Source organism: Mediterraneibacter sp. HA8405 (assembly GCF_056148955.1).
Genome location: NZ_CM148758.1, coordinates 2,782,383 through 2,806,884, shown reverse-complemented (window position 1 = coordinate 2,806,884; position 24,502 = coordinate 2,782,383). Strand labels below are relative to the sequence as shown.

The window sequence follows — 24,502 nt, the reverse complement described above, 5'->3', positions numbered from 1 at the left end:
ACATATAGTAAAATAGGAGTGGATAGAGAATGGAGATAAAAAAATATCAAATATTTGCAGTTGATTTTGACGGGACTCTGAGTTTTGGACAATGGCCAGGCGTAGGTCCGGCAAATGAAGAATTATTCTGTTTTTTAAAACAGATCAAGAAACGGGGAGATAAGATTATTCTATGGACGTGCAGGGAAAATGATTGTCTTGAAGAGGCAGTCAGGTGGTGCAGGTATCTGGGACTGGAGTTTGATGCTGTAAACAGAAATCTGCCAGAGAAGATTGCAGAATATGGTGCAGACAGCCGAAAAATAAGCTGTGATTATTATATTGACGACAGAGCTGTTTCTGTGGGGAATTTCCGTGAATGGAGAGAAGCATATGTACGACAGGGAATTAGCAAAAAGAATGTTGAATTTTCTCATTCTTGATATTTTGAAAGAATATTCAGATGAAGACCACCGTTTGACACAACAGGAAATTTTGAGATTGCTGAAGTTGAATTATGATGTTGAATGTGACCGCAGATCAGTAAAGAGTAATGTGGAAGCTCTGAAAGCTTTTGGCTATGAGATTGATATGGAAGATGGATATTGCCTGCTTGAGAGGGATTTTGAAGAATCAGAATTACGTATGTTGATTGATTCTGTTTTGTTTTCTAAGAATATTAGCCAGTCAGTAGCACAGACATTGATTAACCGGCTAAAAGAACAGGGAAATCGTTATTTCCGCGCAAAAGTTCCCTATATTTATAGCTTGCCTGAAATGCGTTATGCGGATAATACACAGGTTATGTATAATTTGGACGTGCTGAATACTGCAATTGCTGAAAAGAAAAAGGTAAGTTTTGTATATAACAGCTATGGTACAGATTTTAAGCTGCATCCGAAAAGAAAAGAACGGTATGTTGTAAATCCGTATCAGCTGGTAGCAAATAATGGATGGTATTATTTGGTAGCTAACTACGATAAATATAATGATGTATCTCATTATCGAATAGATAAGATCACAAAGATTGAAATTATGCATGAGAAATGTAAGCCGACCACTATGGTAAAAGAAATGGAGAAAGGCTTCTCGCTGCCACGACATATGGCTGAGCATATTTATATGTATAGCGGGGATAGCATAGCAATAAAACTCTTGGTAGATAAAAACATCATAAATGAATTGATAGATTGGTTTGGTAAGGGTTTTCGCATTTTGGAACAGTACGATGACGCCATGAAAATTTTTGTGAAATGTAGTGAAGCGGCTATGAGATATTGGGCGTTACAATATGGTCCATATGTTGAAGTATTGGAACCAGAGCATCTAAGAGAGCGAGTAAAGGAAGATGTAAACAGTATGGCAGAAAAATACAATAAAAAGTAGAAAGGGGTTCCGGGTCCGGAACAGAGGTGGAATATATGAAAGAGGAATGTCTGATATGTAAAGCGCCCCTGGAATATCTGAATGAAGATATTGAAATGGAGTGCGAACTGTGCCATAAAAAAGAAAAGAGCAAAACCAGGTGTGTAAACGGGCATTATGTATGCAATGAATGTCATATGCAGGGAATTGACAGCCTTGTCGGAATGTGCATGGAGGAAACATCCCGGAATCCGGTTATAATTCTCAACCGGATGATGTCTCAGCCTTTCTGTCATATGCATGGACCGGAGCATCATGTCATGGCAGGAATGGCCCTCCTGACAGCTTACAAAAATTCCGGAGGAAACCTGGATCTTAGAAAAGCTCTGATTGAGATGAACAGCAGGGGAAGATCGGTGCCGGGAGGAGCATGCGGTTTCTGGGGCGCCTGCGGCGCCGGGATCAGTACGGGAATGTTTATTTCTATTGTTACCGGTTCTACGCCTTTGGGGGAAGATAATTTTGGCCTTTCCCACAAAATGACAGCCCGCGCACTGGAGGCGATCGGGGAAATCGGAGGTCCCCGGTGCTGCAAGAGAGACTCTTATCTCTCGATTCTTCAGGCCGTTGATTTTGTAAGAGAAAACCTGGGAGTCCATATGGAACAGCCAAAGATCCTCTGCTCCTACAGCAGCCGGAACAATCAGTGCATTGGAAAACGCTGCCCGTTTTGCGGAAAGAAAAAGAAAATCGCTTTTATCTGCGTCCATAATTCCTGCAGAAGCCAGATCGCCGAAGCGCTGGGCAGGAAATATTTATCTGATTTTTACGACTGTTATTCTGCAGGGACGGAGACCAGACCGCAGATCAATCAGGACGCAGTAAGGCTGATGAAGCAGGAATATAGGATTGATATGGAGATGGATCAGTATTCAAAGCTGCTCGGGGAGATACCGGAAGCAGATATTTATGTGTCTATGGGGTGCAATGTGGCCTGTCCGGTTATTCCCGGCAAAAAGATAATCAACTGGGGGCTGGAGGATCCGACAGGAAAGGATGACAACGCCTTCCTGGATGTAATCCGTCAGATAGAGAAAAATGTACAGGCTTTCAGAGAACAGGAGCAGTAACCTCAGAGTACATTTCATCACTTCGGGGCTGTGTCCGGATCTGTCCGGGACAGCCCTGAATGAAAGCCGGGGGATTTTTCACCAGTTATTTTATAATTCATGTCTGCCTTCCGGTTTCCTGTAAGTTGATTTTCTGAAATGAAAGTTAAATACAGCTCTATTGTAATCTATGCGAAAATTTCCTACAATATTTCCAGATAAAACTTCACACAATGTTACAGGCAGGTGAATTGTATGAGAGAAATACACCTTGGACGGATTCTGGCGGAACAGCGCCGCAGCCGGGGGATAACCCAGGATGAACTGGCAGAGTTTCTGGGCGTTTCCAAAGCGGCAGTTTCAAAATGGGAGACAGAAAGCACCTATCCGGATATTCTTCTCCTGCCCAGGCTTGCTTCGTATTTTGACATCAGTATAGATGAACTGATGGGATATGAACCGCAGATGGACAGCAGAGAAATCCGGAAAACATACCGGCGGCTGGCAGGAGAATTTGCGGCTCTTCCTTTCGGGCAGGCGCTGGATCACTGCAGAGAGTATGTGAGGAAATATTATTCCTGTTATCCCCTTCTGTTTCAGATCGCCTCCCTGATGATCAATCATTCCATGCTGGCCGGAGACGCTCATGCCGCAGAACAGATCCTTGAGGAAGCGGCGGAACTGTGCCGCCGTGTAAAAACGGGAAGTGATGATCCGAATCTGGGAAGAAGTGCGCTTCATCTGGAAGCATACTGTCAGCTTGTATTAAACCGGCCGGAGGAAGTGCTGGCACTTCTGGAACCAGAGGCGCCGGTGACAGGAATGCCGGAATCTCTTCTGGCAGCGGCATGGAAAATGACGGGAAACAGAAAAGAAGCGAAAAAGATTCTGCAGGCCGCAATCTATAAAAATGTTATTACTCTTCTGAATCTTCTGCCGTCTTATATGGAAATCTGTACCGATGATCCGGAGAGATTTGAAGAAAGCTGCCGGCGGTTTCAGGCAGTTACAGACGTATTTCAGGCAGACGGGCTGCATCCCGGTATCGTTCTGAACTGTTATATTACCATGGCGCAGGGCTGGATGTGCCTGGGACAAACAGAAAAAGCCCTGACGGTACTGGAAGCGTATGCAGAGCTGGCTGATGGGGATATTTATCCGCTGAGGCTTAAGGGAGACTGGTATTTTGACCTTCTGGATGACTGGTTTGAGCAGGAACTTGCTCTTGGCGACTATCCGCCCCGGAGTGAGACGGTCATCCGGCACAGTATGACGCAGGCAGTTGCAGAGAATCCGGTATTTCAATCCCTGGCAGATGAACCGCGGTTCCGCAATATCGTGGAACGGCTGAAGCGGAACGAGACAGAAACATGATAAAAATCCATAACAAGGAACCGGGGCTGATAAAGAACGAATATATCGGATATAACAAAAGGATCATGCAGGTATCAGGGAGGAGGAAACAGAAGATGCAGACAGTTACACTGCAGGATTTAAGCAAAACATATTCCGGAGGAAAGGAGGCTGTAAAGGGAATCAGTCTTTCTCTTGAGCAGGGAGAAGTATTCGGATTCCTGGGGCCGAACGGAGCGGGAAAAACGACTACGGTCAAGCTTCTGAACGGAATGCTTGCTCCGACATCAGGAAAATGCAGCGTGATGGGTTCTGACCCGGCACGGGAGCCGGAGAAAGTACATGCCGTCTCCGGTGTTCTCACGGAACATGCCCGGATGTATGATAATATGACAGGCCTTCAGAATCTTGTTTTCTATGCAGCCATATTCGGCATTCCGGAACAGGAAGGAAAAAAGCGGGCGCTGTCTTTTCTGGAGAAGCTGGAACTGAAAGATGCGGCACATCAGAGGCTGGCGGCATATTCTACGGGAATGCGGCAGAGACTGTCTCTGGCCCGGGCCCTGATTCATCACCCGGGAGTGCTGTTTCTGGACGAGCCTACTTCCGGTCTTGATCCGGAGAGCGCTCAGAATGTGAACCGGCTGATTCAGAAACTGGCGGAGGAAGAGAAGACGACGGTCTTTCTGTGTACGCATCAGCTTCGTTACGCGCAGGAAATCTGTACCAGGTACGGTCTGATTGATGAGGGGAGACTGCTGGCAGCGGGAACCCTGGGAGAACTCCGGGAAAAAGCTGGACCAGGGGCCGAACTGCGGATCCGGGCCGGAAATATACCAGAGGGGATGAAACTGCCGGGAGCTGCGGCCGGACGTATCCGGCAGAAGGAAAGAAAATACGGGAAGGAGACCGGTACAGGAGCGTCAGAACTGGAATATCCGGGAAATATACTGCGTATAAAAATCCGGTCAGAGGAAGAGATCCCCGGAATTGTGAAAAGCATCGTCGGAGCGGGCGGGGATATTTATGAAGTGGAAGTCAGACGACCTTCCCTTGAAGATATTTATTTTACGCTTACAGGAAAAGAAAAGGAGGGAGGATTATGAATCAGGCCATGGCTGCCATAATAAAAAAAGATTTCAGGGGAATCGTATCAAACAGGAGATTCTTTACCGAACTGCTGATTGTTCCTTTAATCCTTACGATTGTCCTTCCATCCATTTCGCTGGCTGCAGTCCATTTCGCGCCGGATGATCCGGATATCCTGAAACTGCTGCAGCTGCTTCCCGGGGGAATCCGCGGGAACAGTCTGGAAATGACGGTTGCCGGCCTGATATTCAACTATATTCTTCCGGTATTCTTCCTTATGATACCGGTTATGACGGCCTCCATCATGTCAGCCAGCTCCTTTGTGGGGGAAAAAGAAAAACATACGCTGGAGACTCTGTTCTACTGCCCGCTTAGTGTGAAACAGATTTTTCAGGCAAAAGTGCTTGCGTCATTTCTGCTCAGCATGATGGTTTCGCTGATTTCATTTGCGGCTATGGTGATTGTACTCGAAGTGGAAGCGATTTTCCTTATGGGAAATCTGCTGGCGCCCGCGGTGAACTGGCTTGTTATCCTTCTTCTGCTTTCTCCCGCTGTTTCGCTGATCGCAGTGACTCTGATTGTGAGAGGATCAGCCAGGGCCCGGAGCGTGGAGGAATCCCAGCAGAGCGCTGTCTTTCTCATTATTCCGATAATTCTGCTGGCGGCGGGGCAGTTCACGGGAATCATGCTGCTGAATGTGTGGATCCTGCTGGGAATAAGCCTGATCTGTGTACTGCTGGCATGGATTCTGCTGAAGAGGGCAGCAGGCAGATTTACGTATGAGATGCTTCTGAAATGAGCGCATAATAACAAAAAGAATAAAATATAATCAACAGGACAATGAACGGCATTGTGCCGCGGCGATAAATAAGCATTGAAGCGGATTGTGAATATCCGCCTGACTCTGCCGCGGCTGCCGGTTCATTGTCTTTTTTTGTCCGGTAAAATTAATTTTTTTTGGAAAATTTAAAACTTTTTCTTTCATTCCCCTGTCTAAGGAGGGAAGGAGGAAAGAAAAATCAAAAAAAATTATTTGTCAACGATTTACAATCGGCAGGCTGGAAACAGAGGATCAATAAGCGGGACGGATAATCCATATAGCCGGTCCCGCTGTATAAAATATCATTTTTTGACAGAAAGAAAGGGGAATGAAAGATGGAAAAAATAAGAGAATTTATAGGCAGCCATAAAAAAATTGTTGTTCCGGTTATAGCAGCAGCTGTTCTGCTGCTTGCGGGCGGCTTCGTTCTGGCTGCGGCAGCCCTTACAGGCGTGGACGACGGCAGTTCAGAGCAGACGGCTCAGTTCGTCAAAACAGAGGACGGGGAAACATCAGCACGCGCGGATCAGTCAGAAAAAAATACAACGTCTGCCGATCAGTCAGAGAAGAAAGAGAAAGATATGCGGCAGGCAGAAGAGGAAAATGCTGATGTGCCTGACGGGAATACTGCTGATAAAAATGATCAGGAACAGACCGACAGGGAAACAGAGCAAAGTTCCGAAACTGCCAATGTTTCCGGCTCAACGGCAAAAAGCAGCACCGACAGTAAAAGTTCAGGCGGATCACAGAACACGAATAAATCCGGCAGCGCCAGCCAGTCAGATAACGCCCATACCCACAAATGGGCAGATCATACGGCGAAAAAGCAGGTCTGGGTATCTAAGATGGTGACTGTGGATGACTATGAGACAAAGACGATTTCCGGGGCCCGCTTTTATACAATGAGCGGTGACAATACTTATGTGGCAAATGGCCCCACCTACTGGTTTGAAAACGGTTTTACCCAGGCAGATCTGAAAGCAATTCTATCTACAGGGCTGAAAAACGCGGATTCCAATGGCTTATATAATGGTGTTTATTACGGAAACTATCAGAATGTAACAAAGACCGAACAGGTAAAAGTGGGATCCCATCAGGAAGATCAGGGCCATTATGAGACACAGACTTATGTAGATTATCAATATTGTACTGTCTGCGGACAGAAAAAATAATTCTGCTGTCAGCCGGCGCCGGACTGTGGTATGATATTTCAGAGTAGAATAGATGTTATGCAAGGAGGAACAATATGTCTGATGCAATCGTAACGCTCCGAAAAGGCGCCGGACGTACTCTGAAACAGGGCGGTCCCTGGATTTATGACAATGAAATAGAAAGCATTATAGGAAGTTTTGAAGACGGCGATATCGTTATCGTCCATGATTTTGACGGTTATCCTCTTGGAAGGGGATTTATCAACCGGAAGTCAAAACTGACTGTCCGTATGATGACGAGAAACCGTGACACGGAAGTTAACGAGGATTTTATCCGTATGCGTGTACAGAATGCATGGGAGTACCGGAAAAAGGTGATGGATGATATCTCAAGCTGCCGCGTGATCTTCGGCGAGGCGGATTTCCTGCCGGGTATTGTGGTGGACAAGTTCGCGGACGTGCTTGTAGTGGAATCTCTCGCTCTGGGCATCGACCGCTTTAAAGTGATGATCGTGGATATTTTAAAAGAGCTGATGGAGAAAGACGGGATCCATATCCGGGGCGTCTATGAGCGCAGTGACGCGAAAGTCCGCGAGCAGGAAGGAATGGAACGCCGCAAGGGATTTATTGGCGCTCCTTTTGACACAAAGGTTGAGATCGTCGAAAACGGCGTGCGCTATTATGTGGACGTAAAGGACGGGCAGAAGACAGGCTTCTTCCTTGACCAGAAATACAACAGGCGGGCAGTGGCAAAACTCTGCAAAGGAGCCCGGGTACTGGACTGCTTTACCCATACCGGTTCCTTTGCCCTGAATGCGGGAATTGCAGGAGCAGAGCACGTGACCGGAGTGGACGCTTCTGAGCTGGGCATTGCCCAGGCACGGGAGAATGCCGCTCTGAACGGACTGGAAGACCGGGTGGAGTTTATCTGCGAAGACGTCTTTGATCTGCTTCCCCGGTTGGAGAAACAAGGAGAGAAATACGACGTGGTCATCCTCGATCCGCCGGCATTCACGAAATCGAGAAGCTCGATCAAAAAAGCGGTGAAGGGTTACCGGGAGATTAATCTGCGGGGAATGAAGCTGGTGAAGGACGGCGGATATCTGGCAACCTGCTCGTGTTCCCATTTTATGGATTACGAACTGTTTACCAAGACGATCGGACAGGCGGCGCAGAATGTGCATAAGAGACTGCGGCAGGTGGAATTCAGGACGCAGGCGCCGGATCATCCGATATTGTGGGGAGCGGGGGACTCTTATTATCTGAAGTTTTATGTTTTTCAGGTGTGTGAGGAGAAGTAGAGTGGAATATTTGGCACATATTGATGGTGAACGCAAGCAGTCTATAAAAAGTCATTTATATGGAACTGCGAGATTTGCAGAAAAATTTGCAGACAGTTTTGGGAAAAAGGACTGGGGATATTGCTGCGGTATACTTCATGATATTGGAAAATATTCTCTTGCATTTCAGGAGAAAATTAAGAATAACAGTGACAAGCGGGTGGATCATTCTACAGCGGGAGCAAAGGTGTGTTTTGAAAAAGGCGGTATGTACGAATTTATGAGCTACTGTGTTGCCGGACATCATTCGGGACTGCCGGATTACGGGAGTTCTTCCGATTCGGGAAATGCACCTACATTGGAGGGCAGAAAACAAAAACGGATCGAGGATTACAGTGCCTTTAAAAGTGAAATAAAGATTCCGGAAATAAATACGATCCCATTTGATCCATTAAAAGAGCCTGATCCGGATTTCTCTTTAAGTGCGTTTATCAGGATGTTGTATTCTTGTCTGGTTGATGCGGACTTCTTGGATACTGAAAGCTTCATGAAGAATGGACGGACGCTGAGAGAGGCAGGGGAGGCTATAAGTGTTCTTCTGGAAAGACTAAAGGATTATGTGGCAGACTGGCTGCAGAATGAAGATACAGACACTGTAAACGGAAGAAGGACAGAAATACTCAGGCACTGTTTCGAAAAAGGAATCAGCGAAAGAGGTATATTCCAGCTTACTGTACCGACAGGCGGCGGGAAAACAATCGCGTCTCTGGCGTTTGCGCTGCAGCACGCTGTGGAGAATCGTATGGATCGTGTAATTTATGTGATACCATATACAAGTATCATTGAACAGAATGCAGAAGTGTTCAGGAAGATACTAGGAGATCAGAATGTGCTGGAAAATCATTATAATGTGGATTATGAAAGCACGGAAGAATTAAAACCTATGCAGCTTGCAGCGGAAAATTGGGATAAGCCGGTGGTGGTGACGACGAATGTGCAGTTTTTTGAATCCTTGTTTGCAAATAAGTCCTCCAGATGCAGAAAGTTACATAATATAGCCAACAGCGTTATCATATTTGACGAAGCGCAGATGCTTCCAACAGATTATCTGAAGCCTTGCATTGCCATGATGGAGGAACTTGTGGGGAATTTCTGTTCCAGTATCGTGCTCTGCACAGCGACGCAGCCTGCTCTGACTTCACTTTTTCGGAGAAAAATGCCGGTCACTGAACTATGCCCGAGAGTGGCAGAACAATTCCGTTTTTTTGAGAGGGTCACCTTCAAAAGCATTGGAGTGGTTTCAGAAGATGAATTGATTGAAAAACTGGAGCAGGAAGATCAGGCGCTCTGCATTGTCAACACGAAGAAACGGGCACAGAGAATCTATCAGAAAATGAAAGGTGAAGGCGTGTTCCACTTGTCTACGACGATGTATCCGAAACACAGACGGCGGATTCTGGGAAAAATCAGACGGCTGGTGAAAGATGGGGAGAAATGTATCCTGATTTCGACCAGCCTTGTGGAAGCAGGGGTTGATCTGGACTTTCGCGGTGTCTATAGACAGCTGGCAGGAGTTGATTCTATGATCCAGGCAGCTGGCAGATGCAATAGGGAAGGAAAGCGGGGTGCGGATGAAAGCTTTGCTTATATTTTCCAGTTTGAGGAAAAAGAAAATGTTCCCGGGCAGCAGTTGCAGATTGATGTATCAAAGATGCTGATCTCGGAAGGTGAGGATCTCTTATCGCTTCGCGGGATTGAAAAATATTTTGAAGCGCTGTACCATTTCCGTGGTGAGAGCCTGGATAAAAAGAAGATTCTTGAAGAGTTTAAGGGAAAAAGATATAATTTTGCCAAGGTGGCAAAGAAGTTTAAGTTGATTGAGGACGATACATTGACTGTCTTTGTCGGCAGGGAGGAAGAGGCCGAAGAACTTCTTAGACAGATTAAATGTCAGGGCTATACAAAGTCAAATATGCGCAAAGCCGGACAGTATTGTGTACAGCTATATGAGGGGGATATTGAAAAACTTCAGGGCGCGGGAATGCTCCGGCCGATTTCAGAAGATATTGAGGGGTTCTTTGAGCTTGTCGACAAGGGACAATATACAGAAGAAATGGGACTGGATCTTGGCATAGAGTCAGGAATGGCGGTACTTATGTGAGAAAAGCAGGGAAGACACAAAAGAAAATGAAACTTTTGTGCCTTCCTGCTTTTTGCATTATCGCAAATTTTACTATTTCAATCCACAGGTTCCTGTCCTGACCACAGAAAAAGTATATCAGATAGATTACATTAAATCAATAATCTTTAAAAATAAATTTCAGTAAAATTTGATATAATATATTGCATTTACTGATGGAAAGTAGTATATTAACGATATGTAATTACAGATGTTCTGAAAGTGAATATGAAAGCAAGCAGTTTGCAGAGTATTCAAAAAAGAAGGAAAACTATATGGCAGAAAGAAATGAAATTGTATTGTTTACAGATAATGGTATAAAACTCGAAGTGCCTATAACGCCTGAGCAGGAAACTGTATGGCTGACCCAGGAACAAATGTCAGTGTTGTTTGAGACTGCGCGTTCTTCTATAGCTTATCATATCGGAAATATTTTTAAAGAAGGCGAATTGGATAAAAAGACTTCTGTCGAAATTTTCGACAGAAGAGAAAATAAAGCCTCGAGACCTCCAAAGTATTATAATTTGGATGTAATTATCTCAGTGGGATATCGGGTAAAATCTAAACGCGGAGTTGCTTTTAGAAAATGGGCAAACTCAGTATTGAAACAATACATAATCAAGGGGTATGCCGTGAACCATAATCGTATGAATCAGCTAAACGAGGTAATACGAGTTATGAAAAGAGTGGAGAACAGCCTTGATACAAAACAGGTATTGACAGTAGTAGAGCGGTACAGTCAGGCACTGGAACTGCTGGATGCCTATGACCATCAGAATATGGGACGACCGCCTGGGAAGAAAGCATCATATATTTTAACCTATGAAGAATGCTGCGAAGTAATCGAAGAAATGAAGTTTGGTGACAGTAGTTCCTTATTTGGAAATGAAAAAGATGACTCCTTTAAGGGAAGTATCGGCGCTATTTACCAAAGTTTTGGCGGTGTGGATTTATATCCTACTATGGAAGAAAAAGCAGCTAACTTGTTATATTTTGTTACCAAAAATCACAGCTTTTCTGATGGGAATAAGCGGATCGCGGCAACAATCTTTCTTTATTTTCTTAATAAGAATGAGGCATTGTTTAGAGATGGAGTAAAAACAATCGATGACCATACGCTGGTGGCTTTGACAATTATGATTGCAGAATCAAAACCGGAAGAAAAAGAAATGATGATAAGCGTTATTATGAACTGTATGGGTTGATTAAAGTAAGAAATAACAATATGTTATTTGATATATGGGGAGAAAGGAGTGATTTTACAAATGAAACGAAGGAAGGAGGTCGAGCGATGGGAGTAGGTGTTAAGGTCAGAGTGTGGGGAGATTACGCACTCTTCTCACGCCCGGAGATGAAAGTTGAAAGGTGCTCCTATGACGTCATGACCCCGTCGGCGGCGAGAGGAATCCTGGAGGCAGTCTACTGGCATCCGGGCATGCGTTGGGTGATCGATAAGATCCATGTGGTCAATCCGGTTCAGTTTACAAGTGTGCGCCGGAATGAAGTCAAGAGTAAAATACTTGCCAGTAATGTACTTCAGGTCTATAACGGAGCAAAGAAACCGTTGTACATAAGTACGAAAAATGATATTGTGCAAAGGGCGTCTCTTTTGCTGCGGGATGTGGAATATGTGATCGAAGCACATTTTGTGATGACAGAGCAGGCAAATGAGACAGATAATCCGGGAAAATTCAAGGATATTATCATACGGCGGTTAAGAAGAGGAGAATGCTTCCATATGCCATATTTCGGATGCAGGGAATTTCCAGCGAATTTCTGCCTGTGCGAAGAGGAAGATATCAGGACTGCGTATGATGACGTGGAAGAAAATGATCTGGGATTTATGCTTTTTGACATGGATTACTCAGACAGGAATAATATCCAGCCGCTGTTTTTCCGTGCTGTTATGAAGCGGGGCGTTCTGGATCTAAGAGACTGTGAGGTGATAAGATGATCTTACAGGCACTGGTAAATCATTATGAAAACCTGGCAGAACAGGAAAAGGTGGATCAGGAAGGATGGTGTAAAGCAAAGGTTTCCTATGCAGTCAACCTGTTAAAAGATGGGAAAATATCAGGGGTTTTTTCCTTAAAGACAGAAGAAGAAAGAGGAAAAAAGACTGTATGGATTCCTCAGCAGATCAAGGTTCCGGAGATGGTAACACGTTCATCAGGCATTTCGGCAAATTTCCTGTGTGACAACTCAAAATATATTTTGGGGATTGATGCGGATGGCACGAATCAGAGAGTTCTTGACTGCTTTGAAGCGGCGAAGGAAAAGCATCTGTCGCTGCTCCGTGAAACAGAAGGTGAGATGGCGGAGGCAGTCAGGAACTTTTTCGAAACGTGGGATCCGGAGAAGGCATCCGAATGTGCTGAGATTAAAGAAAGATGGGAAGCGCTCACAAATGGAGGAAATCTGATTTTCTGCATGGGCATAAATTATGCACAGGATGATCCATTTATACAAGAGGCATGGGAAAATGTAAGAAATAAATCTTCAGAAGACGGACAGACAGGAATCTGTCTTGTGACGGGAAAAGAAGCAGAGATTTCCAGAATCCACAAAACCATCAAAGGGGTTCCGGGAGCCCAGTCCAGCGGTGCGGCGCTGGTTTCGTTTAACGCACCGGCATTTGAATCTTACGGAAAAGAGCAGAGCTATAATGCACCTGTTGGAAAATATGCAGAATTTGCTTATACCACAGCATTAAATTATTTGCTGAATCAGAGAGAATATACATTTCAGCTTGGGGACTCCATGATCGTATTCTGGGCGGAAAGTGCGGAAGAAGAGTATCAGGCGGCATTTTTCGGAGCGGCTGATCCGAAACCCGACAATCAGGAAGAAATAAAAGGAATCTTTGACAATCTGAAAAAAGGTATGCCGGTTTCTATCGGAAATTTTACTTTAAATCCGGATCAGAGGTTTTATATTCTTTCGCTGGCCCCGAATGCGGCGAGACTTTCTGTACGGTTTTTCTATCAGGATTCTTTTGGAAACATCCTGAAGAATCTGTCTGTGCATTATACGCGGATGTCAATTGTAAAACCATCCTGGGAGAGCAGAGAATATATGGGAGTCAGGGACATGCTTTCGGAGACAGTCAACCAGAATTCAAAAGACAAATCTCCTGTTCCCAATATGGCGGCATTTGTACTTCAGGCAATCCTGTCAGACGCCAGGTATCCGGCAAGCCTTTATACAGATGTTCTTATCCGGATCCGCGCAGAGCAGGGCAATGTTACCTGGGGGAGAGCAGGGATCATCAAAGCATATCTGATACGAAATGGAAACTGGAAGGAAGGAGAGAACTATATGGGACTGAATGAAGAGAGCAGAGAGACAGCTTATGTACTTGGAAGGCTGTTTTCTGTATTAGAATCAATTCAGATGGATGCAAATCCGGGAATCAAGGCGACGATCCGTGACCGTTATTTTAATTCCGCGTGCGCGACGCCGGCATCGATCTTCCCGGTGCTTATAAAATTGAAAAACAGCCATATGAAAAAACTGGAGAGAGATAAGGGCAGTGCAAAAATATATTATGAAAAGCTGCTGACAGAACTTATGGGAAAGCTGGATGAATATCCAAAACGTCTGTCATTGGAAGAACAGGGGAAATTCATTCTCGGATATTATCATCAGGTACAGAAAAAGTACGAAAAAAGGGAGGAAAAGTAGATGAGCGAAGTGATCAAAAACAGATATGAATTTGTAGTGCTGTTTGATGTGGAAAACGGAAATCCCAATGGGGACCCAGACGCCGGCAACATGCCAAGGATCGATCCGGAGAGCGGGCTGGGGCTTGTGACGGATGTATGCCTGAAGAGGAAAATCAGAAATTATGTTGAGACAGTCAAGGAAGACGCAGCAGGATTTAAGATTTATATTAAGGAAGATGTACCTCTTAACAGAAGTGACAGAGAGGCATGTAAAAGTCTGGGGATCGCTGAGACAGAAGATAAAAAAGTGACAGAAGCGCTGAAAAAATTAAAGAAAAGCGATCCGGATGCAGATATCAAATTAAGAGATTACATGTGCAGAAATTTTTATGATATTCGTACATTTGGTGCTGTTATGACGACTTTTGTGAAGGCTTCATTAAACTGCGGGCAGGTCAGAGGTCCGGTACAGATTGGATTTGCAAGGAGTATTGATCCGGTCATCAGCCAGGAGGTCACGATTACAAGAGTAGCGATCACCACTGAGAAAGATGCGGAAAACAAAAGTACCGAGATGGGGAGAAAGAGTATTGTACCCTATGGATTGTATCGTGCAGAGGGATATGTATCTGCGAACCTTGCCAGAAGAGTGACAGGATTTTCAGAAGAGGATCTGGAGCTGCTGTGGGAAGCAATCATCAATATGTTTGAAAATGATCATTCAGCTGCAAGAGGAAAAATGGCGGTCCGTGAATTGATCGTATTCAAACATAGTAAAGAACTGGGAGACTGCCCGGCATATAAATTGTTTGATGCAGTGGAAGTTAAGAAAAAGGAAGATGTGGAATATCCGAGAAAGTACCAGGACTATACAGTGGAAGTACATGAAGAGAAGATACCGGATTCAGTTGAAGTGAAAAGGATGGTATGATGAAATATTCGGAAGATGATTATCTGATGATTTCAGGAATCCAGCACTTTAAATTCTGCCGGAGGCAGTGGGCATTAATCCATATTGAACAGCAGTGGGCGGAAAACGTTCATACTGTCACAGGAGAGCTGATGCATAAAAAGGTGCATGATCCTACTCTTAGGGAAAAGAGAAAGGACGTCATTATTGCCAGAGCTCTTCCGGTCTCTTCCAGAGAACTAGGAATCAGCGGCGAGTGCGATCTGGTGGAGTTTCATAAATGTGAGGATGGGATAAAGCTGCATGGTCACAGGGGACTTTACTCGATTTATCCGGTGGAATATAAGAAAGGAAAACCTAAACTGTCAGAGGAAGATAAGCTTCAGTTGGCGGCACAGGCGATGTGTCTGGAAGAAATGTTTTCTGCACAGGTGCCGGAAGGAGCGATTTTTTACGGCGAGACAAGAAGGCGCGAAGCTGTGGAGATTACAGAACAACTGCGTAGTGAAGTGAAAAATATGTTTCACGAGATGCATGAGTACTATGCAAGAAAGTATACGCCAAAAGTGAAATACAGCAAGTCCTGTAACGCGTGTTCTCTCAAGGATATCTGTCTGCCCAGACTCGGAAAGTCGGTTTCGGTGAAAACATATATTGCTCAGATGCTGAAGGAGGAAGAAGAATGAGGAAATTGTTGAATACATTGTATGTTACTTCTGAAAACAGCTATCTGTCTCTGGACGGGGAAAATATAGTTGTTCTTGAGGAACAGAAAGAGTTGGGCAGGATACCGCTGCACAATCTGGAAGGAATCGTTTCCTTTGGCTATCGGGGGACAAGTCCGGCATTAATGGGGGCTTGTGCGGAACGGAATATTTCTTTGTGCTACCTTTCTCCACAGGGAAAATTCCTGGCGCGGGTCTCTGGAAAAATCAAAGGAAATGTGATATTAAGAGAGCAGCAGTATGCAAGTAAAAATAATGAGAAAATCAGTCTGGAGATCGCAAAAAACTGCATATTGGGAAAGGTATATAATGCCAGATGGGTTCTGGAACGAGCCTTGAGAGACCATGCGATGCAGATTGACACGGAACGTGTAAAAGAAGCATCTATCTTTCTGAAAAATGCTTTGGAAAGGATTCGGAACGCGGAATCGAAAGAACAGCTCAGAGGATATGAAGGAGAAGCCGCAAGCATTTATTTCGGGGTGTTTGATGAACTGATTCTTCAGCAGAAAAAGGATTTTGTATTCAGAGGGAGAAATAAGCGTCCACCCCTTGATAATGTGAATGCACTGTTGTCCTTTGTATACACATTACTGACAAACAGCATTACTTCGGCTCTGGAAAGTACAGGGCTGGACCCCTATGTAGGATATCTTCATACGGATCGGCCGGGCAGAGTTTCTCTGTCTTTGGATATGGTAGAGGAATTTAGGGCAATTCTTGCTGACCGCTTTATTCTGACATTAATCAATAAGAAGGTTATCAGCGGGAAGAATTTTACAGTGAAAGAAAATGGCGCGGTGCTTATGGATGATGATCTGCGGAAAAAGGTGCTGACAGAATGGCAGAACAAGAAGAAGGAAACTATTACGCATCCTTACCTGAAAGAAAAAGTAGAATGGGGGATGGTTCCTTATGTTCAGGCGATGCTCCTTGCACGATATTTAAGAGGCGACTTGGATGGGTATCCTGTATTTCTGTGGAAGTGAGGTGGGAAAATGCTCGTGCTGATCACATATGATGTGAATACTGAGACTGCCTCAGGAAGGAAGAGACTGCGGAAAGTTGCGAAGCAATGCACTAATTATGGCAGACGAGTGCAGAATTCTGTTTTTGAATGCATTCTGGATAATGCTCAGTGTGTTACCCTGAAGGCAATATTGTCAGATATTATTGATGAGAACGTTGACAGCCTGAGATTCTATTATCTGGGAAATAAGTATCAGACAAAAGTAGAGCACATAGGTGTCGACCGAGGAATTGCAGTAGACGAGGCTTTGATTTTGTGATAATACGAAAGTGCGAATGGAAAGCGGACATGAAATCATGGAGGGATTCGCACTCTGAAATATGCACAAATAACGCAATCTTTTGGAAAAAGAGCAAATAAGAAAGGAAATATTTAGCTACAAAAAAGATAAGTTTGTGATTTTTGCTTAAAATGAAAATGGATTTTTAGCTAAAATTGCTGTCGCTCCCCTTGCGGGAGCGTGGATTGAAATACAATGACAAGAGACAACTCTATCATCTTCGATGGTCGCTCCCCTTGCGGGAGCGTGGATTGAAATAAGTCAACCGGAATCGCAAACACGTTCGGAGCGGTCGCTCCCCTTGCGGGAGCGTGGATTGAAATTGCTTTCAGATCATCCGGGATCCATTTATAGCACTCGTCGCTCCCCTTGCGGGAGCGTGGATTGAAATACCTTTTGGAATCCCCAGATTCAACAGCGGATTCTGTCGCTCCCCTTGCGGGAGCGTGGATTGAAATCTGTTGGTCCCTGCGGGCCCTGTGGGCCTGTTGGTGTCGCTCCCCTTGCGGGAGCGTGGATTGAAATCAGATCAACGCCTAATGCCTCATACTGTACTGTGTCGCTCCCCTTGCGGGAGCGTGGATTGAAATCAGATCAACGCCTAATGCCTCATACTGTACTGTGTCGCTCCCCTTGCGGGAGCGTGGATTGAAATTACTCCAAGGAGCTGATATTCCGGCGGGACAGTAGTCGCTCCCCTTGCGGGAGCGTGGATTGAAATTGAAGAAGATGCAGGGATTGATGTTACAATTCCAGTCGCTCCCCTTGCGGGAGCGTGGATTGAAATCAGAATAGACCTGATCTCATTAATAATAAGGGATGGTCGCTCCCCTTGCGGGAGCGTGGATTGAAATTCCGCTCTGTTCAACAACGTGATATACAGACTCGTCGCTCCCCTTGCGGGAGCGTGGATTGAAATGACGTGTCAGCAATCGTCTGCGCCACGTCCGCCGTCGCTCCCCTTGCGGGAGCGTGGATTGAAATCGTTTAGGTCATACGACAAATGAGCAGCATAGATGTCGCTCCCCTTGCGGGAGCGTGGATTGAAATTGAATTGTACTTGTTGCCGCATCTGCCAGTTCCGTCGCTCCCCTTGCGGGAGCGTGGATTGAAATATCCGTGTCCATCTGAGCAAGTGCATTTGATACCGTCGCTCCCCTTGCGGGAGCGTGGATTGAAATAAGTGTTGCCTTTGCTTCATCATGGGCAGTTTTTTGTCGCTCCCCTTGCGGGAGCGTGGATTGAAATAGTGTATTTACTTGCTTCGTGGCCAGTTCTACAGCCGTCGCTCCCCTTGCGGGAGCGTGGATTGAAATCCCGATGCTCCGCCGCCAGCTTTCAGCTCATCGATGTCGCTCCCCTTGCGGGAGCGTGGATTGAAATCTCCGTTCATACCGCAACCTTCACAGTCCTTTTCCGTCGCTCCCCTTGCGGGAGCGTGGATTGAAATGGCCCCGATGTTTCGGAAAAACATGTACAAAAAGTCGCTCCCCTTGCGGGAGCGTGGATTGAAATGGAAATTCAAAATATCTGTTTGCGATTGCTGCATTGTCGCTCCCCTTGCGGGAGCGTGGATTGAAATTCCGGCGGGGAACATAACGAAAACATCTTCTGGTCGCTCCCCTTGCGGGAGCGTGGATTGAAATTGCCTGATCTCTCAAACTGTGAATGAACTGAACCGTCGCTCCCCTTGCGGGAGCGTGGATTGAAATAACTGAGTTATGTTTTATTTTTGCTTTGTGCTCTGTCGCTCCCCTTGCGGGAGCGTGGATTGAAATTGATATTAGAATAACACCATTGTTATGTTATGTCGTCGCTCCCCTTGCGGGAGCGTGGATTGAAATCATTTGTAATATTTACCAATCACGTATGTAAATGGTCGCTCCCCTTGCGGGAGCGTGGATTGAAATCCTTAACTTGATTATATTATATAACATAACATTCGTCGCTCCCCTTGCGGGAGCGTGGATTGAAATTTCTGTTTCGCTCTGAATATCCCTAGCGTCAACCGTCGCTCCCCTTGCGGGAGCGTGGATTGAAATAACAAATCTCTCGAAAAGTTGCATTTCTGTAACACCGTCGCTCCCCTTGCGGGAGCGTGGATTGAAATATCTGTCTGGCATACTCATAAGGGGTAGGCTGAGGTCGCTCCCCTTGCGGGAGCGTGGATTGAAATCATTTTCTATCTGCACAAGCAGTATTCCAAGGCTGTCGCTCCCCTTGCGGGAGCGTGGATTGAAATAAATTTAACTATTGAATCCGCACTTTCCGATTTGGTCGCTCCCCTTGCGGGAGCGTGGATTGAAATCAACATCCAGCTGTTCTCCCTGCAACTGTTTGTAAAGTCGCTCCCCTTGCGGGAGCGTGGATTGAAATCTCCATTTGCATTATACTTGACTGTGTATGTAGGGTCGCTCCCCTTGCGGGAGCGTGGATTGAAATAGCTGAAGATCAAGGCCATGATTCGGGTTATCATGGTCGCTCCCCTTGCGGGAGCGTGGATTGAAATACAAAGTCAAAATCGTCCTATACTGCCCGGGTTGGTCGTCGCTCCCCTTGCGGGAGCGTGGATTGAAATACCGCAATAAAGATAAGCGTGTGATCAATGCGTTGTCGCTCCCCTTGCGGGAGCGTGGATTGAAATTATCCAACATGGGAAAGCCTGTGTGCATACGATAAGTCGCTCCCCTTGCGGGAGCGTGGATTGAAATAGTTATAACAAAAAACAGTGTATCTATTCCAAAAAGGTCGCTCCCCTTGCGGGAGCGTGGATTGAAATCGTCCGGCCTGTAATCAGTAATGTCTGCACTTGTGTCGCTCCCCTTGCGGGAGCGTGGATTGAAATCCGTCATGCTCGCTGTCGCCTGCTGTCCGGGATCAAGTCGCTCCCCTTGCGGGAGCGTGGATTGAAATTTTCTTCTGGCCCGTGTTACATGCAACTTTTTCGGTCGCTCCCCTTGCGGGAGCGTGGATTGAAATGCTTGAAAATAGCTACGAACAAATTATTGCTAATGTCGCTCCCCTTGCGGGAGCGTGGATTGAAATATGGAAAGAACCGTATTTAGCTGAGGATGGTATCGGTCGCTCCCCTTGCGGGAGCGTGGATTGAAATTTGTGTGTGCGGCTGCAGGTGCAACGCTCTCCGGGGTCGCTCCCCTTGCGGGAGCGTGGATTGAAATATTGTACCCATTCCAACTGTTGTTCCCAGCAGAGAGTCGCTCCCCTTGCGGGAGCGTGGATTGAAATACACGAAACACCAAAAGCTGGTTATGGAATATGAGTCGCTCCCCTTGCGGGAGCGTGGATTGAAATAAAAGATAATGGCTCTTTTTGTTACTCGTTATGAATGTCGCTCCCCTTGCGGGAGCGTGGATTGAAATAAGCGAAAATGCAACCATTACGCACAGCATAAGGGTCGCTCCCCTTGCGGGAGCGTGGATTGAAATTATACAATGGTTGAAATGATTTCGCCGTCCCCGTGTCGCTCCCCTTGCGGGAGCGTGGATTGAAATTCTTAAATCATCTGGAAAGACCTACCTGTTCACTGTCGCTCCCCTTGCGGGAGCGTGGATTGAAATTGAATCTCAATTTCGCGTCCATCTTTCCCGGGTGTCGCTCCCCTTGCGGGAGCGTGGATTGAAATAGGTTGAGATAATCAATAACATCCTTGTACGGGGTCGCTCCCCTTGCGGGAGCGTGGATTGAAATACTACGCAGAAGGGAGATCCAGCCTCTCTGAGCTGTCGCTCCCCTTGCGGGAGCGTGGATTGAAATCCTCCACAATAGTAAAAGACTTAAACATTAGAGCAGTCGCTCCCCTTGCGGGAGCGTGGATTGAAATCATCTCTCACCGTGAACGACGACTCCCACCATCGTCGCTCCCCTTGCGGGAGCGTGGATTGAAATCCTTATTTTCCGATTAATCTCTTCCGCCTGCCTTGTCGCTCCCCTTGCGGGAGCGTGGATTGAAATCCCGTCCCCTGATCTACTCTGTTTTCTGAACCTGGTCGCTCCCCTTGCGGGAGTGTGGATTGAAATATCTCTTTACAAATCCCTCTTTTCCGTCTAAAATGTCGCTCCCCTTGCGGGAGCGTGGATTGAAATTCCCGGTCAAGCTCACATCTTCAACCCTTGATACGGTCGCTCCCCTTGCGGGAGCGTGGATTGAAATCCCTCTCCGAAACTCTGATATATTTCCTGCTCCTCGTCGCTCCCCTTGCGGGAGCGTGGATTGAAATCAGATTATAACGCCGAATATCTGCAATAACGAAGGTCGCTCCCCTTGCGGGAGCGTGGATTGAAATATACGCAATCTGCCCGTACAAATTTGTCTGCACCGTCGCTCCCCTTGCGGGAGCGTGGATTGAAATAAAACAATACCGCTGTCTGCTGTAGATACCGAAAAGTCGCTCCCCTTGCGGGAGCGTAGATTGAAATATAGAAGAATTTCTTCTCATACCAGCACCCATCTATTCCCTCTCCCCAATATACTCTGCCATATAATTAACAAATCTCCCACGCGGCTTTTTTCCGAACAATTCTTCATCATATTGATTTGCTCCTCCGATACGGCTAACAAAAAGTAACATTTTTTTAATTACGAAAGGAATGAATGCCAGTGCCAGATTGACAGCCAGGATGAAGACGTCGCCTTTTAGTATAGCTGTATATACTCCTGCGCTGGCACAGAAAATCATCCATATAGCCATATACGGACGATATTTTACGCAATATGAAAGTATGCCTTTAATTACAGACCATATTTTTTTCAGTTTCATAATATTTCTATTTCCTCCCTGATAAATATCATACTCCTGAAGCTTCGGGAAATCTACAGGAAAGACCGGAATGCATGTGAACAGGTGTATATAACGCATTGAAAATTTATTTTAAAATTCCTGATTTCTATAAAACTTTTTTAAAGAACGCTTGTCTCGGCTAATGAATAAAGGTTTTGCAGGCATCCTTTAAAAACCTGAATTGTTATTACAAGAGGAGACCAGCTATGAACAAACAGGATGTTTTAAACTATTTAGCCGAAAAGAAAAGAGTAACAGTGCCGGTCGCAGCCGCGGAGGACTGGGCAGGGAAAGCCAGGATGTCTGAATCAGGAGATTGCAGCTGCATCAAAGGTAAATGCGGCAGCTTCTGTGATAACAGCATATAACACAGCAAAAAGAAAATAAAAGCAGCAGGAGATTTTCAGTCAGAATGTGAGCCGGATCCCGAATTGAGAACCGGCTCTTACTTTACAATCGTATTTGTCCGCAGAAATACATGAAACCGTGGTTTGGATGATTTAATTACAATGCCGGAATGACTTATCCGTTATGATTCTTGCGAAGATCAGTCCAAGCGGAAGGGCCATAATAATCAGCAGCGCAGAGGCCAGCCAGGATGCGGAAGGACTCAGGGAAAGTTCGCCCAGATTATAAACCGCGCGGTACAGATACATTCCCGGAACCATGATTACAATAGAAGGAACGGTAACCGAGATCCGGGGATAGCCCAGGCGGCGGTAAAAGAGTGATGCCAGTAGTCCTGCCGTCAGAGCTCCGATAAATGCCGCTCCTGCCGCCGGACATGAGGTGAGATCCACCAGTTCCAGGCGCAGAGTATTTGCGATGGCTCCGATGACCGCAGCGGTGGCAGCCAGGGGAATGGGGCTGTTAAACATGATCGAGAATCCGAACACTCCGCAGAAGCTGGCGATCAGCCGCAGGACAAAAAGCAGTACAGGCGGGATGCCCAGCGCCGGAAAGTCTGCCGGCTCCAGATTTAAAATCAGGGACATAACCCAGGCTGTGGCTGTGGCTACGGCTACGATCATTACTGCGTAGGCAAGCCTCTCCAGGCCGGAACGCATATCCAGTTTTGCCAGGTCGATGCCGCTTGTAATAAACGGAAATCCCGGAATGATAAAGAGCATGGCGCATATATATCCTGCCTCATGACTTACCGGGAAAGAAAAGAGCATTTCCGCCGCTCGCAGTGAAGCTACATAGGCAAGACAGGCCAGAGCAACTGAAGAAGAGATACACAGGAAGAGTGTAAAGCGCTTCTGAATCAGTTTGCATCTGAGATAATTTCCCACGCCTGCGCCGATGAAAGCACAGATCATTTCTACCAGCCCGCCGCCCAGAAGAAAGGTAAAAGCCCCGCATGCCAGAGCAGAGGCAAGACCAAGCATGGCCGGCGTATACAGGCCCTGGATCTTGTCAATTTCATCCAGGCGGGAATGAACTTCCTCAAGAGTCATATGGACGCCTTCATTAGAAAAGTTTTTAACAAAACGTTCCAGCTGATTCAGTTTGGATGTATTTACTCCCGTGTTTCCCAGCGACAATGACTGAGAGTTGGACTTTTTTCCGTCATAACTTGTATAGTCCAGAGACATCAGTCCGACCGTAATCGTACAGGTGAGTCCCAGCTGCCCGGCCACGGAATTCATGGCGCTTCTGACCCGCCAGGCTCCCGTTCCGCAGGATAAGAGCATCAGACCGATTCTGCCCACCAGAATGGATTTTTCTGTCAGTCCGGCCTCCAGAAGCGGAAGATCTTTTGACCCTCCTGTATAGTCGTGCCAGTAAACATGCATATGATTCGGACGAATCGTATTTTTTACCATAGTTAATTTCCCTCTCTTACATACATAAAATCTCTCAATATTTACATATACCTTACCCTTATTTTGCAGAATGAGAAGGGAGATGTCAAGGAAAATATGGAACCGGATTCTTAGCATAATTGTGCAAAAAACAGGAAATCATTGTACAAGATTTATGGCGGCTTCAGTAATATAATAACAGTACAGGCGGGAGGGACCTGCCGCTGTAATCATTTCAGAACGGAGGGGACGAGCCGTGAATAATATTGAGAGACGGGACAGAGAAATGGCATATATTTCAGATGATGCAGTAATGGAAGAACAGAGAAAGACGAGGAAAATTCTCAGAGAGCTTAATACGGTGGATCCGTCGGATTTTGACAGGATCGGGGAAATTGTGGAGAAGCTTCTCGGGAAGTCCCATAAGGCTTTTATCAATCCTCCGTTTTACTGTGACTATGGTTTCCATATTGAGGTGGGAGAGAACTTTTTTGCAAACTATAATTGTACGATTATTGACGTGGCAAAAGTAAAAATCGGCGACAACTGCCAGCTGGCTCCGAATGTATCTATTTATACGGCAGGCCATCCGGTTCATCCGGATTCCAGGAATTCTCTTTATGAGTACGGAATCGGCGTGACGATCGGAGATAATGTCTGGATCGGAGGGAATACGGTAATTCTTCCGGGCGTGCATATCGGCAGCAATACCGTAATCGGCGCGGGCAGTGTGGTTACAAAAGATATTCCCGACTGGGTGATTGCCGCAGGCAATCCATGTAGAGTAATTCGTAAGATTACCGAAGATGACCGGAAATACTATTATAAAGACCGGGAATTTGACGAAGAGGCGTGGGAACATATTCAGAATTATTAGAAGAGGAGCTGAATTTGCAATAGTAAAAATTTTATTAAAAGTATGAATTTTATGTCAATTCTGAAAACTATGCTTGCGGCGTG

20 protein-coding genes, 1 pseudogene and 1 CRISPR repeat array are annotated in these 24,502 nt (G+C 45.8%); of the genes and pseudogenes, 19 read left to right on the top strand and 2 right to left on the bottom strand.

From position 1 onward, the window contains the following. Positions 1 to 29 precede the first annotated feature (29 nt). The 17 genes and pseudogenes from AC0QUU_RS13085 to cas2 all read left to right on the top strand — a co-directional run bounded on the left by AC0QUU_RS13085 (position 30) and on the right by cas2 (position 16,914). Positions 30 to 422 (top strand): hypothetical protein, encoded by a 393-nt coding sequence (locus tag AC0QUU_RS13085; RefSeq protein ID WP_474543335.1) that lies wholly within the window; start codon positions 30 to 32, stop codon positions 420 to 422. After that, positions 373 to 1,365, top strand: a complete 993-nt coding sequence (locus AC0QUU_RS13080) for a helix-turn-helix transcriptional regulator (protein WP_474543334.1) — start codon at positions 373 to 375, stop codon at positions 1,363 to 1,365. Before AC0QUU_RS13085 ends, AC0QUU_RS13080 begins: the two co-directional genes overlap by 50 nt. A gap of 35 nt (positions 1,366 to 1,400) precedes the next feature. Beyond that, a pseudogene (locus AC0QUU_RS13075) lies at positions 1,401 to 2,075 on the top strand (DUF5714 domain-containing protein); the annotation flags it as partial. Continuing rightward, positions 2,055 to 2,474, top strand: a complete 420-nt coding sequence (locus AC0QUU_RS13070; protein ID WP_474545587.1) for an arsenate reductase ArsC — start codon at positions 2,055 to 2,057, stop codon at positions 2,472 to 2,474. The pseudogene AC0QUU_RS13075 and the gene AC0QUU_RS13070, both read left to right, overlap by 21 nt. 234 nt (positions 2,475 to 2,708) lie before the next feature. Next, positions 2,709 to 3,827, top strand: a complete 1,119-nt coding sequence (locus AC0QUU_RS13065) for a helix-turn-helix domain-containing protein (RefSeq protein WP_474543333.1) — start codon at positions 2,709 to 2,711, stop codon at positions 3,825 to 3,827. 95 nt (positions 3,828 to 3,922) lie between these two features. Then, on the top strand, positions 3,923 to 4,912 hold the full coding sequence (locus AC0QUU_RS13060; protein ID WP_474543332.1) for an ABC transporter ATP-binding protein: 990 nt from the start codon (positions 3,923 to 3,925) through the stop codon (positions 4,910 to 4,912). Next, complete coding sequence (locus AC0QUU_RS13055) at positions 4,909 to 5,694, top strand: ABC transporter permease (RefSeq protein WP_474543331.1); 786 nt, start codon at positions 4,909 to 4,911, stop codon at positions 5,692 to 5,694. The genes AC0QUU_RS13060 and AC0QUU_RS13055 overlap by 4 nt, the downstream gene beginning before the upstream one ends. Before the next feature lie 356 nt (positions 5,695 to 6,050). After that, positions 6,051 to 6,887, top strand: coding sequence for a hypothetical protein (locus tag AC0QUU_RS13050; RefSeq protein WP_474543330.1), 837 nt, complete (start codon positions 6,051 to 6,053; stop codon positions 6,885 to 6,887). A gap of 74 nt (positions 6,888 to 6,961) precedes the next feature. After that, a complete protein-coding gene (locus tag AC0QUU_RS13045; protein ID WP_474543329.1) occupies positions 6,962 to 8,167 on the top strand; it encodes a class I SAM-dependent rRNA methyltransferase in 1,206 nt (401 codons plus the stop codon). A 1-nt stretch (position 8,168) separates the two neighbouring features. Next, the gene (cas3, locus tag AC0QUU_RS13040; RefSeq protein ID WP_474543328.1) at positions 8,169 to 10,307 is read left to right on the top strand and encodes a CRISPR-associated helicase Cas3'; all 2,139 of its coding nucleotides are present in this window, start codon (positions 8,169 to 8,171) and stop codon (positions 10,305 to 10,307) included. Positions 10,308 to 10,600: 293 nt separating this feature from the next. Further along, positions 10,601 to 11,530 (top strand): virulence RhuM family protein/type II toxin-antitoxin system death-on-curing family toxin, encoded by a 930-nt coding sequence (locus tag AC0QUU_RS13035; RefSeq protein ID WP_474543327.1) that lies wholly within the window; start codon positions 10,601 to 10,603, stop codon positions 11,528 to 11,530. Between the two features lie 86 nt (positions 11,531 to 11,616). Further along, on the top strand, positions 11,617 to 12,279 hold the full coding sequence (cas5c, locus tag AC0QUU_RS13030; RefSeq protein WP_474543326.1) for a type I-C CRISPR-associated protein Cas5c: 663 nt from the start codon (positions 11,617 to 11,619) through the stop codon (positions 12,277 to 12,279). Next, positions 12,276 to 14,009 (top strand): type I-C CRISPR-associated protein Cas8c/Csd1, encoded by a 1,734-nt coding sequence (gene cas8c, locus AC0QUU_RS13025; protein WP_474543325.1) that lies wholly within the window; start codon positions 12,276 to 12,278, stop codon positions 14,007 to 14,009. Before cas5c ends, cas8c begins: the two co-directional genes overlap by 4 nt. Next, a complete protein-coding gene (gene cas7c / locus AC0QUU_RS13020) occupies positions 14,010 to 14,921 on the top strand; it encodes a type I-C CRISPR-associated protein Cas7/Csd2 (RefSeq protein WP_474543324.1) in 912 nt (303 codons plus the stop codon). Further along, positions 14,921 to 15,586: a CRISPR-associated protein Cas4 gene (gene cas4 / locus AC0QUU_RS13015; protein ID WP_474545586.1), complete on the top strand. Its 666-nt coding sequence runs from the start codon at positions 14,921 to 14,923 to the stop codon at positions 15,584 to 15,586. Before cas7c ends, cas4 begins: the two co-directional genes overlap by 1 nt. Further along, positions 15,583 to 16,614 carry a type I-C CRISPR-associated endonuclease Cas1c gene (gene cas1c / locus AC0QUU_RS13010; RefSeq protein WP_474543323.1) on the top strand — a complete coding sequence of 344 codons (1,032 nt, stop codon included), beginning with the start codon at positions 15,583 to 15,585 and terminating at the stop codon, positions 16,612 to 16,614. Before cas4 ends, cas1c begins: the two co-directional genes overlap by 4 nt. Before the next feature lie 9 nt (positions 16,615 to 16,623). Then, entirely contained in the window at positions 16,624 to 16,914 is a 291-nt protein-coding gene (gene cas2, locus AC0QUU_RS13005; RefSeq protein WP_474543322.1) for a CRISPR-associated endonuclease Cas2, read from the top strand. Between the two features lie 181 nt (positions 16,915 to 17,095). Further along, positions 17,096 to 21,372: direct repeats of the CRISPR family, unit length 32 nt; unit sequence GTCGCTCCCCTTGCGGGAGCGTGGATTGAAAT. A gap of 32 nt (positions 21,373 to 21,404) precedes the next feature. Here cas2 and AC0QUU_RS13000 read toward each other — a convergent pair. Next, positions 21,405 to 21,713, bottom strand: coding sequence for a hypothetical protein (locus tag AC0QUU_RS13000; protein ID WP_474543321.1), 309 nt, complete (start codon positions 21,711 to 21,713; stop codon positions 21,405 to 21,407). Between the two features lie 227 nt (positions 21,714 to 21,940). Here AC0QUU_RS13000 and AC0QUU_RS12995 point away from each other — a divergent pair, with 227 nt between their 5' ends. After that, the gene (locus AC0QUU_RS12995; RefSeq protein WP_474543320.1) at positions 21,941 to 22,102 is read left to right on the top strand and encodes a hypothetical protein; all 162 of its coding nucleotides are present in this window, start codon (positions 21,941 to 21,943) and stop codon (positions 22,100 to 22,102) included. 132 nt (positions 22,103 to 22,234) lie between these two features. Here AC0QUU_RS12995 and AC0QUU_RS12990 read toward each other — a convergent pair whose 3' ends face one another. Then, a complete protein-coding gene (locus tag AC0QUU_RS12990; RefSeq protein ID WP_474543319.1) occupies positions 22,235 to 23,563 on the bottom strand; it encodes a threonine/serine exporter family protein in 1,329 nt (442 codons plus the stop codon). A 235-nt stretch (positions 23,564 to 23,798) separates the two neighbouring features. On the opposite strand from AC0QUU_RS12990, the gene AC0QUU_RS12985 reads away from it, so the two are divergent. Next, entirely contained in the window at positions 23,799 to 24,419 is a 621-nt protein-coding gene (locus AC0QUU_RS12985) for a sugar O-acetyltransferase (RefSeq protein ID WP_474543318.1), read from the top strand. Positions 24,420 to 24,502 lie beyond the last annotated feature (83 nt).

Coding starts and splice junctions, on each gene's coding strand:
- AC0QUU_RS13085 (WP_474543335.1), top strand. CDS start 30: ATGGAGATAAAAAAATATCAAATATTTGCAGTTGATTTTGACGGGACT.
- AC0QUU_RS13080 (WP_474543334.1), top strand. CDS start 373: ATGTACGACAGGGAATTAGCAAAAAGAATGTTGAATTTTCTCATTCTT.
- AC0QUU_RS13065 (WP_474543333.1), top strand. CDS start 2,709: ATGAGAGAAATACACCTTGGACGGATTCTGGCGGAACAGCGCCGCAGC.
- AC0QUU_RS13060 (WP_474543332.1), top strand. CDS start 3,923: ATGCAGACAGTTACACTGCAGGATTTAAGCAAAACATATTCCGGAGGA.
- AC0QUU_RS13055 (WP_474543331.1), top strand. CDS start 4,909: ATGAATCAGGCCATGGCTGCCATAATAAAAAAAGATTTCAGGGGAATC.
- AC0QUU_RS13050 (WP_474543330.1), top strand. CDS start 6,051: ATGGAAAAAATAAGAGAATTTATAGGCAGCCATAAAAAAATTGTTGTT.
- AC0QUU_RS13045 (WP_474543329.1), top strand. CDS start 6,962: ATGTCTGATGCAATCGTAACGCTCCGAAAAGGCGCCGGACGTACTCTG.
- AC0QUU_RS13035 (WP_474543327.1), top strand. CDS start 10,601: ATGGCAGAAAGAAATGAAATTGTATTGTTTACAGATAATGGTATAAAA.
- cas5c (WP_474543326.1), top strand. CDS start 11,617: ATGGGAGTAGGTGTTAAGGTCAGAGTGTGGGGAGATTACGCACTCTTC.
- cas8c (WP_474543325.1), top strand. CDS start 12,276: ATGATCTTACAGGCACTGGTAAATCATTATGAAAACCTGGCAGAACAG.
- cas7c (WP_474543324.1), top strand. CDS start 14,010: ATGAGCGAAGTGATCAAAAACAGATATGAATTTGTAGTGCTGTTTGAT.
- cas4 (WP_474545586.1), top strand. CDS start 14,921: ATGAAATATTCGGAAGATGATTATCTGATGATTTCAGGAATCCAGCAC.
- cas1c (WP_474543323.1), top strand. CDS start 15,583: ATGAGGAAATTGTTGAATACATTGTATGTTACTTCTGAAAACAGCTAT.
- cas2 (WP_474543322.1), top strand. CDS start 16,624: ATGCTCGTGCTGATCACATATGATGTGAATACTGAGACTGCCTCAGGA.
- AC0QUU_RS13000 (WP_474543321.1), bottom strand. CDS start 21,713: ATGAAACTGAAAAAAATATGGTCTGTAATTAAAGGCATACTTTCATAT.
- AC0QUU_RS12995 (WP_474543320.1), top strand. CDS start 21,941: ATGAACAAACAGGATGTTTTAAACTATTTAGCCGAAAAGAAAAGAGTA.
- AC0QUU_RS12990 (WP_474543319.1), bottom strand. CDS start 23,563: ATGGTAAAAAATACGATTCGTCCGAATCATATGCATGTTTACTGGCAC.